This window comes from Sphingorhabdus sp. M41, assembly GCF_001586275.1.
In the GTDB taxonomy this organism is placed as follows: domain Bacteria; phylum Pseudomonadota; class Alphaproteobacteria; order Sphingomonadales; family Sphingomonadaceae; genus Parasphingorhabdus.
Genome location: NZ_CP014545.1, coordinates 2,617,335 through 2,633,933, shown reverse-complemented (window position 1 = coordinate 2,633,933; position 16,599 = coordinate 2,617,335). Strand labels below are relative to the sequence as shown.

At 54.6% G+C, this 16,599-nt stretch carries 12 protein-coding genes; 2 read left to right on the top strand and 10 right to left on the bottom strand.

The window, feature by feature from the left end:
* Positions 1-98: 98 nt before the first annotated feature.
* The 7 genes from AZE99_RS12425 to AZE99_RS12395 all read right to left on the bottom strand — a co-directional run bounded on the left by AZE99_RS12425 (position 99) and on the right by AZE99_RS12395 (position 8,424).
* Complete coding sequence (locus tag AZE99_RS12425) at positions 99-2,036, bottom strand: AsmA family protein (RefSeq protein WP_082788363.1); 1,938 nt, start codon at positions 2,034-2,036, stop codon at positions 99-101.
* Between the two features lie 224 nt (positions 2,037-2,260).
* Entirely contained in the window at positions 2,261-3,658 is a 1,398-nt protein-coding gene (locus AZE99_RS12420; protein WP_231862607.1) for an efflux transporter outer membrane subunit, read from the bottom strand.
* Between the two features lie 4 nt (positions 3,659-3,662).
* Positions 3,663-4,814 (bottom strand): HlyD family secretion protein, encoded by a 1,152-nt coding sequence (locus AZE99_RS12415; protein ID WP_067201617.1) that lies wholly within the window; start codon positions 4,812-4,814, stop codon positions 3,663-3,665.
* A complete protein-coding gene (locus AZE99_RS12410; protein WP_067203648.1) occupies positions 4,811-6,496 on the bottom strand; it encodes an MFS transporter in 1,686 nt (561 codons plus the stop codon). The genes AZE99_RS12415 and AZE99_RS12410 overlap by 4 nt, the downstream gene beginning before the upstream one ends.
* Positions 6,489-7,097 carry an SDR family oxidoreductase gene (locus AZE99_RS12405; protein WP_067201614.1) on the bottom strand — a complete coding sequence of 203 codons (609 nt, stop codon included), beginning with the start codon at positions 7,095-7,097 and terminating at the stop codon, positions 6,489-6,491. Before AZE99_RS12405 ends, AZE99_RS12410 begins: the two co-directional genes overlap by 8 nt.
* 22 nt (positions 7,098-7,119) lie before the next feature.
* Entirely contained in the window at positions 7,120-7,794 is a 675-nt protein-coding gene (locus AZE99_RS12400; RefSeq protein WP_067201613.1) for a type 1 glutamine amidotransferase domain-containing protein, read from the bottom strand.
* Between the two features lie 132 nt (positions 7,795-7,926).
* On the bottom strand, positions 7,927-8,424 hold the full coding sequence (locus tag AZE99_RS12395; protein WP_067201610.1) for a lactoylglutathione lyase family protein: 498 nt from the start codon (positions 8,422-8,424) through the stop codon (positions 7,927-7,929).
* Between the two features lie 102 nt (positions 8,425-8,526).
* On the opposite strand from AZE99_RS12395, the gene AZE99_RS12390 reads away from it, so the two are divergent.
* Positions 8,527-9,432: a LysR family transcriptional regulator gene (locus tag AZE99_RS12390; protein WP_067201607.1), complete on the top strand. Its 906-nt coding sequence runs from the start codon at positions 8,527-8,529 to the stop codon at positions 9,430-9,432.
* A gap of 93 nt (positions 9,433-9,525) precedes the next feature.
* Here the strand turns inward: AZE99_RS12390 and AZE99_RS12385 are convergent, their stop codons facing one another.
* The 3 genes from AZE99_RS12385 to AZE99_RS12375 all read right to left on the bottom strand — a co-directional run bounded on the left by AZE99_RS12385 (position 9,526) and on the right by AZE99_RS12375 (position 14,577).
* Positions 9,526-11,067: a bifunctional GNAT family N-acetyltransferase/carbon-nitrogen hydrolase family protein gene (locus tag AZE99_RS12385; protein WP_067201603.1), complete on the bottom strand. Its 1,542-nt coding sequence runs from the start codon at positions 11,065-11,067 to the stop codon at positions 9,526-9,528.
* Positions 11,068-11,148: 81 nt separating this feature from the next.
* Positions 11,149-11,922, bottom strand: a complete 774-nt coding sequence (locus AZE99_RS12380) for an SDR family oxidoreductase (protein WP_067201600.1) — start codon at positions 11,920-11,922, stop codon at positions 11,149-11,151.
* Between the two features lie 138 nt (positions 11,923-12,060).
* Complete coding sequence (locus AZE99_RS12375) at positions 12,061-14,577, bottom strand: ATP-binding protein (protein ID WP_067201597.1); 2,517 nt, start codon at positions 14,575-14,577, stop codon at positions 12,061-12,063.
* 855 nt (positions 14,578-15,432) lie between these two features.
* On the opposite strand from AZE99_RS12375, the gene AZE99_RS12370 reads away from it, so the two are divergent.
* Positions 15,433-16,599 carry a DUF3667 domain-containing protein gene (locus AZE99_RS12370; protein ID WP_197460188.1) on the top strand — a complete coding sequence of 389 codons (1,167 nt, stop codon included), beginning with the start codon at positions 15,433-15,435 and terminating at the stop codon, positions 16,597-16,599.

The window sequence follows — 16,599 nt, the reverse complement described above, 5'->3', positions numbered from 1 at the left end:
TCTGACTTGCATCCGCTGATCGGATAATCGCTTATCAATATGCCATCCCTCAAGAGAGGTACAAGGCTTGCGAGCCACTGAGGGTAGTTGCTGACTGATTATCTCATAGCTGCAGTGACGACGGCATCGCAGTTCAGTGACTTTGGTTTTTGAATGAAAGCCTTGTCCTGTTCATTGCTATCCCCAATCCCCAGGGCGCTGCCGATGGACTTTGTCGCGACTTTCAGGACATCGCCAAAGGAGGGTTTCTCTGCATCATTGGCTTTGCCGAGCCCCGCCACGGACACCTCGGGAGCGGTGAGCGTGCCAGAGATTTTTATCGGGTCGACAATCCGCAGTGCACTTTTGCCTTTTGCACCGCCGCGCAAGATCAGTGAAATTTTTTCGCCGCGCAGCGCGATCCTTCCTTCACCGCGTCCAATCGATACTTTTGTATCAACAGCGAGCGGTGCAGGCGTCAGAATGCCGTTGCGCGCTTTAAAATTTGCAACCAGACAACGTAACGGAGCTCGGGCTTTCGGATCGCCGATAATCTCCTCGACCGCACCGCCAAGATTCTGGCCGAGAACATGGGCAACAGTGGCGCGAACACTGCCGCCCGAGGCGACCATCGCGGCGTTGCCGTCAGCTTTTTCCAAGGCATCCCGGAACGTGTCACCTGACCCGTGTAATTTTATCCGGCCCCGCATGGTCGCTGTCACGATATCGCCATTGCCGATCAGATCGGAAAGAGAGGCTCCCGAGAGCGTCAGGTCTGTCGATAGTTTCGGCGCGCCGCGACGATGATCAACTTGAATGCTGCCTGTTAGTTGCCCGCTTTTCAAACCCACAACCAGATTGGTGATTTTGATGATTTTGTGATCCAGCGACAATTTGCCCTTCAGCCGCCGGAACACAGTATCCCGCCGGGAGAGCAGCCGGTCGACGGTAAAGTTCATCTGTCCGTCCGTTGGCCCCATATTAGACAGATTGATGCGGGTGTTGGGAAGAACCCGAGGGCCGATACGTCGGGTGAGAGCAGCCGCGCGTGCCAAGCCTGCATCATCGGCCAGATCGTCAAAATCCAGTGTGGCGGCCTTTATGTCTGCGTCTATCTTGGTTCGGCCATCGCGCTTGCGAATAGTTGCTTTGCCGGAAAGCTTCGACCGTCCGATCGATCCGTTCAACTTCTCGACAAACCAGTCCTTGTCCTTGTGACGAATATCGGCCTGCAAATTAATCTTCTGAGTTCCGAACAGGCCAGCTTCGATTATCTGATCGAGATTTTTGAGCGTCGGCGCACGGGCGGACAACGATGCGGTGAACCGATCCGTGTTCAAAACGCCCTGCATTTCACCGTTTGCCGTCAATTCAAGCGCCGGCGATTGCAGCGAGACTGTGAAGGGATAATCAGCCTCGGGATCAATCCCGGCAATGGCACCGCCTGTGAACAACATGGTCGCTTTAGATCTCAAGAATGTTCCGCTGCCTTCCGCGCGAAGGCCGCCTTTCGAGCTGACGGATATGGGGCCATTGAGCGAGAGACTGCGTTTGTGGTCCGCAAAACTGAAATGCGAATTGGTGATATCGAGATCGGTTAAGACGGGACCGCGATCATCTTCGTCTTCATCACCATCATCGTCACTCCAGTTGCTCCGGCCGTTTTTATCCCGGATGAGTGCTATATCGAGCCCGTCGACCCTGACACGATCAGGCCTTGCGCTGCCGGTGAGAACGTCAAGCACGGCTACCCGCGCCGATATCGATTTCAATCTGAGAAAATCGCCTTCTCCCACCCAAGCCGGTTGCGCGACGCGTATATCGTGGATGGTGATAACAGGGGAGTAAGAGAAGAAACTGTCTCTGCTGACAGAACCGATGGCCACTTCACGATCCGAAGCACCCTGCAATTTGTCACGGATCACAGTCTCGAATATACTCGCCGGGACCGCGCCTAGCAGTATTATTGCCAGAATCGAAATAGCGAGGATTCCAACGCCGATATTGCGGGTCCGTCGATGGGGAAATGCGGAAGATTTTTTGGCCCTTGTGTCCATGGCTTAGCGAACTGGAGATTTCGAACTGAGATGATGGTTCGCCGCTGTGTCAGCCTGCGCCGGTTTGTTCCACTTTCGCGATATGGACTTCATATGCTGCACACCTATTCGTTTGATGCCTGTATCTATGGCCGAATATTGGCGAATAGTCCTGCATTGTCTGAAATACGTCCCGAACAGGCAAAGGTTGCGTAAGGTTTCTTCGCTTCAGACTGTCTGACTGTTTATTCGACCGCTGCAGCAGCATCGGGCGAACCACCGACCGCCTGATACAGGCTGATTGTCGCATTGATCCGGTCCGCTTCCAGCTGCACCAGAGACAGTTCGACGCCCAGCAGGCTACGTTGCGCATCCACTTGCTCGATATAGGGCGTATAGCCTGCCCGGTAGCGGTTTCGTGCGTGCCGCAATGCATCGGCGACAGCTTTGCGCTGGGCTTCCAGAGCGCGTTTCTGATCACCGAGGCGGGCCACGACTGCCAGCCGGTCTTCCACTTCTCGAAAGGCGTTTAAAACGGTTGACCGATAAGCGAAAGCGGCCTGGTCGCGCCGTGCGGTTGCGGCATCAAACTGTCCCCGCAGCCGACCTGCATTGAAGATCGGTGCTAGGAGGCTGCCGCCGATCGACCATATCGAGATCGGGTCGCCGAGCAGATCGGAGATGGCCGCGCCCGCCGATGCGCTGAGCCCCAGGCTTGGCATGAGACCGGCCCGCGCAGCGCGCATTTGTGCGTCGGAAGCCGCCAGCTGATATTCGGCCGCTGCAATATCGGGACGCAGCCGCAGAAGTTGCGATGGTATGACATCGGGGGGAGGTGGTTGCTGCAAATCGGCGAGCGAACCACCGCGAATGATGTCGCCCGGCATCTCGCCGGTGAGCACCGACAGGGCATTTTCCTGCCGCGCGATTTGTGCTTCAATCTGCGGCACCAGTTGTGCCGTCGCCTGATATTCCGCCTGCGCCTGACGCCATTCCAGCTGCGACGTATAGCCGACTTCCGCCCGGTCGCGGGCAAACTTCAATGCCTGGGTGCGCAGTTCCAGCGTATTGCTAAGGACCTTGCGGCGCGCATCGAGCGCCAGCAAGCTGACATAACCACTCGCCGTTGCGGCGCTGATCGATAGCAAGGCCGCTTCTTTGCTTGCCTCGCTTGCTGCGACACCGGCCTGCGCCGCATCGATATTCGCCCGGTTCTTGCCGAACAGATCCACTTCATAGGATGCGCGGAAGGCGGGTTCTGCAACGAGCGAATTCTGGCCCTGGCCCAAGGGCGACACTTCACGCCGCGCGCCTCCTGCAAGTCCCGCTTCAAGCGTTGGTATTAAGAGGGAGCGTGAGACTGTTTCCGTCGCCCGGGCTTCCTCCACCCTTGCCGCAGCCAGAAGAATGTCTGGGTTATTTACTCGCGCCTTGTCGACCAGCGCCACCATCCGGGGGTCACCAAATCGTTGCCACCAGCTGTGCTCGAGCTCTTCTGTGTTCGACAGCTCGGTCCGCCATTCGAGCGACGGTTGCACAGCGACCGATGCTGGCAGGGGGCGCAGGTTGGGCGCACAGCCACTGAGCGCGGTTGCACCTGCCAATGTTGCTGCAGCCAGGACGAGACGGGATGGCATGATCATCTGGTTACCGCCTTTTGTTCGTATGCACTGTGGCAATGACCGACATGCCCGGACCCAGGCGTTTGACAAGATCCTGATCGGGATCAAATTTTATGCGCACAGCGATTCGTTGCGGGACCTTCACGAAATTGCCGGCGCCGGTATCGGGCTTGACCAGACTGAATTCGCTGCCTGCGGCGGGCGCGATGCTTTGCACCGTGCCGGTCAGTTCCGCTCCGCCGAGCGCATCGACCGTCAATGTCGCTCGCTGACCGACCGCCATTTTTGCAGTCTGGGTTTCCTTGAAATTGGCTGTTACCCAAAGATCGTCGGGGACGAGATACATCAGCTGGGTGCCGCCGGTTACCAATTGGCCCAGGCGGGCTGAAATTTCGCTCAGCCGCCCGTCGCGCGGTGCACGAACATTGGTGCGGGACAATTCTATTTCTGCCAACTCGACCGATGCATCAGCACCCTGTACCTGAGCCTGGAGAGCGCCGCGTCCAACTTGAACCGATCGCACCTGCTCGGCCGCTATGGCGCGCTGCGCCTTCGCTTGCTGGACACCCGCTTCCGCCTGCTTCAGCGCAGCACGAGCCTGATCCCGTTCGCGGAGTGATACCGAGCCTTCGCCCACCAATTCCTCAATCCGCCGCATATCGGCCTGTGCCTTCTGCAGAGCCGCTTGGGCGCTGGCGACCGAAGCGTCCTGCAATCGCATCTGCGCTTCGCCGGAACGAAGGCTCTGCTGACTATTGGCAAGGTTAGCGGTTTGGGCCGCACTATTCGCTCGTCCCTGTTGCAGGCGCTGACGATAGGGTGCAGGATCGATTCGGGCGAGCAATTGCCCTTTTTTCACGCGCTGGAAATCCTTTACGGGCACTTCGGTCAGATAGCCCGAGACCTGCGGACTGATCACGGTGGTCATCCCGCGAACATAAGCGTTATTCGTCGTTTGCTTGCCGCTGTTGAAAGGCGTCAGTCCCCAGGCAAAAAGCGCTGTCAAAACGCCCGCGAATATCACGAATATAGCCAGCAAAAGTTTTCGGCGAGAGACGTTGGGCTTCCAGCCACCTTCATCTTCAGGAGCAGCCTCCGGTATCTCCTCCATAGTGGGATTATTTTCGATCTTCGGGTCCCTGACGTCTGGATTGTCGGTATTCTTATGCTGATTCATCGCTTGCTCCTGGCGATCATATTCTCGAGAAAGACGAGTTCCTTGCTGAGCGGGTTGCGTCCCCTGACGCGATTAATCACCCAGGGTACTAGCACCACGACAAAGGCGAAGGAAGCGAGCGAGCCGATCAGGAAAAAGACATCGTTAAACGCCAAAACCGCAGCCTCGCGGCCGACTTCCTGGGATATGCGCGAAGCCGCCGCTTGCTGTTGGCGCACCGGATCAGAGATCGTCGCTGCAAATCCTGTCGTTAACCGCCCTATCTCGCTGGCAAGCTGCGGATTTGTGGCAGTGAGCGTTGCGCCAGCGTCGATCAAGTGAGTCTTGAGCCGGATCGTGTGGAAGGCGGAGAGCGCGGAAACACCTGCCAGGCCGCCGATAGTCTGGGAGAGTGAAAAGACCGCGATGAAACTGATAACATAGGCCGGGCCAGCTGCAAGGGCGCGTAACATGCCTTCCATCATCACCGGGCCCATGGCGAAAACCGCGGCGAAGCCTATAGCGGCCTGGGTCCAATAAAGATCGCTGGGACGAGACATGATTCCGGTGCGCGTGTCTGCGAAAGCGCCGATCGCAATGACCAATATCGCAAACAGGATCGGCCGGGTCAGGTCTCTCGGGTCCAAACGCACGACCGACAATATGCTGCCCGCCACGGTTGCTCCGGCCAGCACGAAATAATAGCCGGTCAATTGTTCGTTGCCATAGCCAAGTGCGGAGAAAAGACCGCTCGCGCCAAAGCTTTGTTCTGCGACCAGAACCCTCACCCCAGCACCGGTGATCGCCAGAGACAGGATGGCCCGGCTTGATAGCCAGCTCGTGTTGAGCATCGGGCTTCGCCGGTTCATCTCGATCAGGAGGCAACCGCCCAGACAGGAGATAGCGAGCGCCAGCGCCCAACCCAGCCAGCTGGCGTCCCACCATTGGATCCGCCCTTGAATAAGAAAAGCGAGCAGTGCCGCTACGCCTACGAGAAATAATGTAATGCTCGGCAAGTCGAGCTTTTCGAATGTCTTTTTCCGAAATCCGATGGGAAGGCGTAACAAATGAACCGCGCCAAGCGAAATTAACGACAGCCCAAATTGTAATTGAAAGGCGCGACTAATATTGCCGTCGACGAGCAGATAAGGGGATATGGCGCGCGCCAGCGGGAAGGCCGTCTGGACAAGACCGATACCTAGGACCAGTGCGCCGATCCGGGCGGATGCCGGTAGCCCCTGCATCAGATAATATATCGATAGCGCGGACAGGCCGCTGGCGGCGATCCCGGCCATCGCTCGGGCGCCAATCTCGGGATAATAGCCGAGTTCCAGCACCTGAATGAAATTGGCCGCAACAAGGCCGATCATGGCATATTTGACAAATGGCTGGATGCCGAATTCCTGCCGGACACGGAACAGCAACATACTCATGCACGCGTAGGTCGAGTAAAAGGCGACGCTTATCCATCCGGCCTGTACCGGTGTCAGCGCCATTTCACCCTGAAGCGCAGCGGTGTTGGCCAGCAGGAAGCCGTTCTGGGCTCCTCCGACGAGCCCCAGAAAAAGACCTATAGCCAGATAGGCGAACTTGCGCTGTGCTGGATGGTCCGGATTGGCCGGCGATCCCGGCAGGATCGGCAATTCGTGCTGCTTGAATTCATAGCCCGCGCTATCGTCTGTCAGGCTACTCTTGTCAGGCACCTGCAAGAACGGACTGCATCAGCAGGGCCTTGCCCGTCCATTCACTGTCTTCCACCGCATTTGCCAGCACCGCGGCGACATCGCCCCGCGCCGCTTTGCCCTTCGGATCGACATCATCGCCGAAACGCATGTCGCGGCTGCCGTCGTCGTCGGTGAGGCTGACAGGCCGAACGATGGCATAGCTGAGGCCAGAGGCCTTAAGATGTTCGTCTGCATCATGCTTCGCCTGGAGATAATGGGCAAGATCGCTTTCGGGATCCGGGTCGTCGGCGCCAGCGCTGCTCAGCATGACGAAGCGGGAAACACCAGCATCGACGGCCAGATCGATCAGCCGCTTGGCACCGTCGCGGTCGACCTTGTCGGTCATTTCGGGACCGGTGGAACCGCCCGATCCGGCAGCGAAGATTACCGCGTCACAATCATCACAGACACCGCTTTGAAGGTTGGTCAGGTCAGCTTGGCGCTGAATGACGTCGTCGGGAAGAGACGCTGTATCCGACGATTCACGCACCAGCGCGATTGGCGAATGGCCTTTCGCTGTCAACTGATCGACCAGACGCAGCCCGGTGTTGCCGGTTGCACCGGCGATAAGAATATTCATAAGTCGCTCCGTTTCTGGTAATTTACAGTAGGCCTAGCAATTGACGCGCAGCTTCTGCCGATGATGCCGGGTTCTGGCCGGTCACGAGTTTGCCATCAACGACAACGAAAGAGGCCCAGTCGTCGCCTTTGCGATATTCGCCGCCATTTTCTTTCAGCATGTCCTCGACCAGGAAGGGTACAATGTCAGTCAGGCCGACGCCTTCTTCCTCACTATTGGTAAAGCCAGTCACCTTTTTGCCGGAGACCAACGGCTTGCCGTCCGCATCCTTTGTATGTTTGAAAATTGCCGGAGCGTGGCAAACCGCACCGAATGGACGGTCGCTGGCTGCAAATGCTTCGATCAACGCCTTGCTGTCATTATCTTCTGCCAGGTCCCAGAGCGGGCCGTGCCCACCAGGATAGAAGATTGCGTCGAATCCGTCGGCCGAAACAGCTGAGAGCACAGCTGTATTGGCAAGCTCCTTTTGCGCGGCTTCATCCGACTTGAAACGCTTTGTGTCATCAGTCTGGGCGTCGTCTGTGTCGCTAGACGGATCGAGCGGTGGCTGTCCGCCCTTTGGCGAAGCAAGGGTGATGTCAGCGCCAGCATCCTTGAACACATAATAAGGCGCGGCAAATTCCTCGAGCCAGAAGCCGGTCTTCTTGCCGGTGTCGCCAAGCTGGTCGTGCGATGTGAGGACCATTAGAATTTTCATGATTTTTGCCTTATATTTTGTTTTGATTGTTCTTGTTGCAGATAACGCGCTTCCAGCGTTTCGGTTGCTTGGCCGAGTCCCGAACGCGTTCGAATACGGGCTCAACACCACCCACTAAACCGAGTAAATCTGCTAAGAATAGGCCCCGTCGGAGTAGGTCAGTTCATAGCTGTGGCTGTAAATCTCGAACACTATTCCGAACGGGTCCTCGACATAACACATGCGATAGGGTTTTTTGCCGGGATAATATTCGCGCACCGGCATGCGTTGCTTTCCTCCGGCGGCGACAATCTTCTCGATCAGGCCTTCCACGTCGGGGTCCTGGATACAAAAGTGAAAGGTCCCATGGCGCCTGTGATCCAGATTATTGTCGGGCGCATGATTTTCCGGGAATTCGAATAGCTCGATACCGACACGATCGGCGGTCGCGAGATGAGCAATGCGCAAACTGCTCCATCCGGGACCGAAAACATCTGTGCACATAATACCCACCGCACTGTCATCTTCGGTGACATCGGTCGGTTTCATTATTGTGTAGAGCCCGAGTACCTCGGTGTAGAATTTTACTGCAGCATCGAGGTCAGGTACGGATAGGCCAATATGGGAAAAGGCGCGAGGTGCTGGTAGCATGATGGGGTTCCTTTCATTTTCTGTGGGGATGAAAATAGGTGGACCGCGCCATTATGTGAAATAATGATTTCAAAATTTTATCATAACATATAGTAATGAACGATGTTGAATTCTCAATGGCTGGAAAGCTTTGTCGTGCTTTGCGAAACCGGTCACTTTACCAGGGCGGCTAGCCTGCTGAACATGACCCAGCCAGGCGTTTCGCAGCATCTGCGGAAGCTTGAGACGCAAGTCGGTCAATCGCTTATCTCGCGCCTAGGCAAGAGTTTTAGCCTTACACCCGCAGGCGAAGCTGTTCTCGCGGTTGGCCTTGCAAGACGTACAGAGGAGCGGGCCCTGCGTGAAACGGTCTTGCGCGATGATCCTGCAGTCGGAAACGTGGCCATCGCTTGCTCCGGCAGTTTCGCCATGCTGCTATATCCCCATATTCTGACGGCCATGCAGCAATCCCCGGAGCTGACCATAAAGCTTGTCGCTACCCCGCAGGACGAGGTACTAGGCGGTGTATTGGAGGGGCGATTTGATCTTGGGGTTGCTGACCATGATCCGCGCCATCCCCGGTTGGAGGCGGAGCATCTGGGACAAGAGGAACTCTGCCTTGTTGTCCCGCATGATGTGATTAAGTCACCGATCGGTTTTCAAGCGCTCGAAGAACTTGGTTTCGTCGCGCATCCTGACGGATTTGCCTATGCCGATGATCTGTTCTCTCTGAATTTTCCGGAAGAGTTCCAAGGTTCGGATCATCTGCGCATCCGTAGCTTTGTGAACCAGATCAGCCAGATTCCTTCGCCCGTTGCGCATGGGATCGGATATACTCTGCTGCCACGCAGTGGCGTGAACAGTTACTCTGGCAAAGACAAGCTGCGCATTGCTCCACTCCCTCGCGGGCTCCACCATGATTTGTGGATGATTTCTCGACGGGGTCGAACACTACCCGCTCGAGTTTCGCGCATCGCAGGCCTGATACAATCGGTCTCCGAAAGTCTCGCGAACGGGTCTGACATCTGAGAGACTATTGGTCCGTTGCGATATTCTCGCTTACGCGCCTGCCTTTTCGATTTCGGTTCGTGCAACCTCCCCCTGAAAAGGCGGGTGAACGGCCTAACCCTTCCAAAGCACGCGATAGAGATCGAAGCGGCGGTCCTTCAGGTTCTGCACAGCGCCGGATTGCCGGCTGGTCAACAGGCTTGTCATCGACAGATCGGCAATCGCGATTGTTTCTGTGTTGGGCGCGGTATCTGCAGCGACGCCGTCCCGCGCGAAGGGGAAGTCCGATGGCGTCAATATCGCGCTTTCGGCATAGTGGATGTCCATATTTTCGACGTTGGGCAGGTTTCCGACCACACCGGACATCACGACATAGCACTGGTTCTCCACCGCCCGTGCCTGACAGCAGTAACGCACCCGCAAATAGCCGCGCCGTTCATCGGTACAGAAGGGAACGAACAGGATCATAGCGCCCTGATCGACCAGATGCCGCGCCATTTCCGGAAATTCGCTGTCATAGCAGATCATCACTCCGATCGGACCGCAGTCGGTCGGGATCGCTTCTGCGCCATAGCCACCCTTGATATTCCACCAGCGCACTTCACTGGGCGTCGGGTGCAGCTTGTCTTGCGTGTAAATTGCACCATTGCGCAGGAACACGTAGGAAATATTGCGTATATCACCATTTTCCATACGGGTCGGGTGCGAGCCGCCAATGATGTTGATATGATAGGAAACCGCGAGTTTCTCCATCACTTCCTTGAACCGATCGGTATATTCGGCGATTTTTTCGATCGCTTGGGCCGGGTCGAGTTTTTCGCCCTCCAGAGACAATAATTGCAGCGTGAACAATTCCGGAAAAGTCACGAAGTCCGCGCCATAATCGGCCGCAACATCGACAAAATATTCGACTTGTTCCTCAAACTCCGTCTGCGATGCAATTTTGCGCATCTGGAACTGTACAGTCGCGACGCGCACCGATTGGGGCAGGCGGTCATGCGGTGTCTGCGTCACCAGCTTCGCTTCGGCCGCCAGCGGGTTTTCCCAAAACATATGCACCGCATTGCCGCCGGATGCCTTGTCGGTCGGCATATAGTCTTTCAAAATCCCGAGCGGGACAAAGCCCTGATTGAGCTGGAAGTTGATGACCGGATCGCGGAGCTGCTTGTTGACCACCGCCGCCAGATAATCCGCCGGGTCGGGATATTTGCGTTTGCGCCGGGCATAGCCGGGCAGCCGTCCGCCAAAGATGATGCCTTTCAGTCCGAGATGCTGGCAGAGTTCCCGGCGTACCTTGTAGAAGCGCAGTCCGATGCGCAAGCGCCGGTAATCCGGGTCGACGCTGACTTCCATGCCATAGAGAATTTCACCATCAGGGTCATGCCGGGCAGCAAAGCCGCCGCCGGTAATTTCGGCCCAGCTATGTGCCGCGCGGGCAGTTTTTTCGGATATCTGGAATGTTGCGCAATGGCCGACAATCTTGCCTTCATATTCCGCGACCAGCTGGCCATCGGCAAAATTGTTGATCTGGCCGCGCACTTCCTCGGCCGTATAACCTTCTCCCTTACCGTAAACCTTGCGTGAAAGGGTCGAGATTTTTCTGGCGTCTTCCAGTTCGGCCATGCGGATGATGAGTTTTGGTTTTTCTGCGGTCATGGGCGCCCATTAGCGGGCTTTTGCCCGGTGGGAAACAATTGTTGTGCAGCTCGTGGGCAATAGACCGCGAATGTGTTGGCTTCAAAAGCCTTGTACTGATCCACCGTCTACCTGAATCGATGTACCGGTTATATAGCTTGCGGCTTCCGATCCGAGGAAGACCGCCAGATTGGCAACCTCTTCAGGCCGGCCGATACGTTGCATCGGGATCTGCGCTGCGAGCCCTGCGGCAATCTCTTCGATGCTCTTTCCGGAGGCGGCAGATTGTTGTTCGAGAATTTGGGCGATACGATCAGTCTGGGTGAAACCGGGGCAGATCGTATTCACCAGCACATTGTCGGCCGCAACCTGATTGGCGAGCGTTTTGGCCCAGCCCAATACGGCCATCCTGATACTGTTGGACAGGGTAAGACCAAGAACGGGCTGTTTTACGCCAGTCGACGAAATATTGATGATCCGGCCCCATTTCTGGGCCCGCATATGCGGCAGCACAAGCCGGGTAGCGCGGATAACGGATTTTAAAGTCAACTCTATGGCTTTGTCCCAATCTTCGTCAGCCAGATCTACAAAAAGGCCAGGCGGGGGTCCGCCAGCGTTATTCACCAATATATCGATGCTGCCAAATTCTTGCGCCACCGCTGCTATGACCCCTTCGATATCCTCAGATCTGGACACGTCACCGATGAGGGCCTGGCAACCCGGCATTTGCGCAGCCGCGGCGTCAAGCGTCGATCGGGTCCGACCGCAAATCGCTACTTTCGCGCCTGATTTGTAAAAGCCCAATGCGGTCGCCAGTCCGATACCCTTGCTGCCAGCCGTAACCAGCACGATCCGATTTTTGAGGTTCAGTTCCATATAGTGATATGTGGCGGATCAAGCAGCGGTTGTATAGTGATATCGAAATTGAGTATTATTGCCGGTGCAAGTAAAGTTCTCCAATAGCCACATGCACTTGCGTCTCTTCTATAGCAATATCGATTGCTGATGAAATTGCTAGTTTACTGTTATCCATTCTTGCAAAGATGATTTCAACTTGTCGATCATTACTGGTTTGGCGATATGACCCTGCATGCCGGATTGAAGGCAATGAGCAATATCTTCGGGATAGGCGTTTGCGGTTATGGCCAAGATCGGCAACACGTCTTTGGAATAGCCTTTTGACCGAATGGTTTCTGAAGCCTCATACCCGTCCATAATCGGCATTTGAACATCCATCAGCACCAAATCAAACGGCATGTTTTCACTGGCGGCTGCTTCCAACTTCGCAATGGCGTCTTGGCCGTTTACGGCCAGAACCGTTTGATAACCAAGTTTCCTGATCATCTCGGCAATCAAAATCTGATTGATATCATGATCTTCCGCCAGCAAAATCCTTCCGTTGCAGATTTTTGAGACCGGTTTGTCCAACGCTTGGCTCGAGCCGGCTTCTGTTGTTTTTTCAACCAGTTTCTGTGGTTCCGCCAGTTCGTCCGGTAATATACTGACCGGGAATTGCAGGTGAAAGGTGGTGCCATTCCCCTCGGTGCTGCAGACTTCAATGGTTCCTCCTATGATCGAGGCCAATTGTCTGCTGATCGTCAAGCCCAGACCGCTGCCTCCAAAGTTTCTTGAAGTATCGGGTTTTGCTTGTTCAAATGGTACGAATATGGCTTCGAGCCGATCCGAGGGAATGCCGATTCCAGTATCTTCAACAAACAAGTGGATATTGGTTTTGTCAGCAACCGGCATGTCTGCTTCGACCGTGACTGTAACGGCACCGGCTTGGGTAAATTTGACCGCATTTCCCAGCAGATTGAGTATGATCTGACGCAAATGATCGGCATCTGCAAGAACTTGATTGGGCACTGTATCCTCGATTTTCAGATATAGGCCGAGTTGTTTTTTATCGGCGATGGGGGCCATCAGACCGACACAATTTTTGAGCATATGCCGTGTCGACATTGGCTCTAGCGTACAATCGGTCTGGCCAGCCTCGACCTTCGAAATGTCCAAAATATTATTGAGAAGCCGCATCATGCCGTTGCCGGAATCCAGAATCATCTGCGCATGATATTTTTGTTCGGTAGGCAGATCGCTGTCTAGCAACAGCTGAGTGAATCCAAGTACACCGTTCATGGGAGTTCTGATTTCGTGGCTCATGTTTGCGAGAAAACGTGTTTTTGCATCCGCTGCTGTCTCGGCACCCACTCTGGCAGCGATCAGATTTTGCTCCATTTGCTTGCGTTCAGTCACGTCTCTAATGCTGCCGACGATACCAATGATTTTATCATCTTCACCGGCCAATCCGGAAAAGCTCAGTTCTACATCAACTTTTGATCCGTCTTGATGGCGGATTGAACCTTCAAACCGCGAGCGTTTGAGCATGGCTGACTGGATTGATTGAAGCTCAGCTTTCAGAGCGGCAAACTCATCCACATCAAATATCTCGGACATGTGCTGTCCCAAACTGTCCCGCACGGAACGGCCCGTCAGCTTCTCCCAAGCAGAGTTTAAAAACTGCCATTGAAGGTCATTGTTTGCCCGAAAGATAACTTCGCTCATATTCTCCAGCATGGAGTCGCGGACTTCGCGATGGATGCGTAAAGTATTGCGGATCGACGCTTTCTCGGTCAGCATTGCCGAAGTGGGCATTCCCACTGCAAAGCAGCTCAGAAGGAAAAATTGCAGGACAAACAATTTCGCTGTCAGCGAAAGCTCTACGGCATAAAATGGTCCTGTTTCGAAAGCTGCGGCGATGACGACAACGAAAGCAATGAGTACGATGGATACTGAAGTGCCAGGCGTACCCAATCTAAATGCATTCAGCAGAACCAAAGGGGCTACCAAGAAAAAGACGGGAAAATTGAGAACCCAAAAAATCATCACTGCAGAAGCAAATGTGAACGACTGGATCGCTATCCACTCCCAGTGACTGGTATTGACGATCAGCAAGCTTCTGCCGCCTCTCAGCGTCGGAATGGGCCTGATCAGGTCAATCAGTACCATAACGGCGGGACTGAGCAAAATCATGCCGAGGCCGTCAGTGACGGTCCACTGAAGCCAAGACATGAGAAATGACTGCCAAGACCCAGTGGAAAAAAACAGCCCGGCAAGCAGTCCCGAGGCCAGGGGGGCTATCAGGCCGCCCACCAAACAGAATATTCCTAGCTCCCGAATTCGCTGCATATCCGGTTTGGCAGCGCCGAGCCGTTGCATGAGAAGCCAGATCAGGATCATCTCGAACTGATTGATGGCAGCCAGCGTCATGCCGTGGATGACAGTATCACCGGTCAGAAGATTAGCGGCAATATTCGCTAGAAACGCCCCCGCTAGATAGTGGGGCACACGCTTTTTCGCTGACCTTAGAATGACCGCTACAAGAAACGCATTGGCTAGCCAGACGACTGCAATCCTGCCCTCGTCCTGAGTTAAGCTCGCACCGCTCCAGGCCAGAATACCAAAAACGATCGACACCAGCAAAATGGTCGATCCATGAATCCAGCGTATTTGGTGAGCGATCTTTGCTTTCATCTTCCGTCACCTAAATCTAGTTTGTTCATTACCTTGTAAACGGACAAAAAGCCATTTGCCTAAGAATCATTTGCTCACAGCATTAAGCCTTGTTTCGGTACATTCCGGAATTTGGTCTTTAAGCCAATGAATTGCTGGGGATTTGGTCGGTTGTCCAAACAGATTATCGAACAATATAATAGACATATTGCCGCCTGTTCAGACGAGGATGAGAGATGCCTTTTTCATCGAAAAAGTTTCAAATCCTAGTTATTCCCTATCGGGCCCCTCTTCAGGCATAGTATCACCCAAGGGTAGCGTGCATCCGGCGAAAGGGCGTCTGCGAGTGACCGACTTCCCTCGCCTGAATCAAGAAGTCGGGGGTTGTCCCAGCTCGCAAATTGCTCATTGTCTAAGAAACCGACTTGTCCATCGCCTTCCCCTTTTCTCATCGCCACAAGTCGTTCAAACCGTTCCTACCGGGCTCCGGCATCGTTTTCAAAATGGAGTTGGGGTTTTGCCGGCTCCCTGGTCGTCATAGCCAGCCGGACCTGTAACCGGTCGCTGTCCAACAGAATATCATTCCGGATCGCGATTCCAGTCGAAATGAGTGACAGCCGGAATGAAAAACACGAGCGTCACCAGTAGGATAAGGAGAACATCAATCAGGGGCGTGATAGTGAGTTCGGCAAATAGTTTGTCCACCGTGATGACAGCGTTTTTCTGGCGTGCTTATATTATGGTTGAGCCCATTCTGTCTCTCCGTAGCCGGATATAATATGTCATATATTGCTAGATCGAGTAGAATGCAAAAGCCACTTGCCTTATTGGCCGAATGGGCCAAAAATGGGCAGCATGTCAGGGGAATTGGAAGCCATGGGTACCGCCATCGAAGGCGGCTTGATCGCCAAGGCGGTGGATGATGAAAGCACCGGCGCATCGGGGGGCAAGGGCGGAACATGCCTTAACTGCAACGCGCTGGTGACCAGTCATTATTGCGCGGATTGCGGCCAGCCTCTGCATGTCCACCGTTCGATCGGCTCCTTCTGGCACGATATATTGCATGGCGTGCTGCATTTTGAGGGAAAGTTCTGGCGGACATTGCCACTGCTGGTCTGGAAGCCGGGTGATCTGACGCGTCGCTATGTACGAGGCGAACGCGCCAAATTCATCTCTCCAATGGCTCTGTTCCTCTTTTCGGTATTCATGATGTTTGCGGTATTTTCCTTCATCGCAGACCCGTTTTCGACAGAGGGTGGTGCTAGCGAAGGCGTCGAATTCAACAGTGCGATAGCGGTGGAAACCCAAGAGCTTGAAAAGCGCTTGCGGGACAAGATCAATGAACTGGAAACGACGAGAGAGGAAGACAAGACGGAAGTTCAGGAGCAAATTCTCGATATAAAGCGGGCCCGCAATATCATGGCAACCATGACGATGAGCGAAATTCCCTATCCGGAAGCCGGATTGGGTAAGAATGGCACAGAGATCGGAGAATTCGGAAGCGATGAGGCGCTGGTCTCAAACACGGAAAGCGCTGCGGGTGCAGGAAATATCAGTGGCGGCAACGGCAATCGAGTCGAGATTTGGGACGAATTCAAGGATAGTTCGATTGGCAAGATGCTGAAGGGCGGTCTCGAACGTGCTACTGAAAATCCTTCTCTGCTTCTCTACAAACTGAAAGCCAATGGCTATAAATTTGCCTGGCTCCTGATTCCGATCTCCATCCCTTTCGTGTGGCTGACATTGATCGGTCGGCGCGGTCTTCACTTTTATGACCACGCGGTGTTCGCCACCTATTCCATCGCGTTCATGTCTCTGTTGTTTGTGACCTGCGCCATATTGGCTGCCATTGGGGCTCCCGCGTCCATATGGGGGGCGTTGCTGCTATTCTATCCACCTTTCCACATCTATCGGCAACTCAGACATGCTTACAAGATGTCCCGCCCCGAGGCGCTGTTCCGAGTGTCGTTCCTGCTTATATTCACTGTCATAAGCCTGTCTCTATTCTTCGCTATTCTGCTCGCTCTAGGCATTTTGGGATAA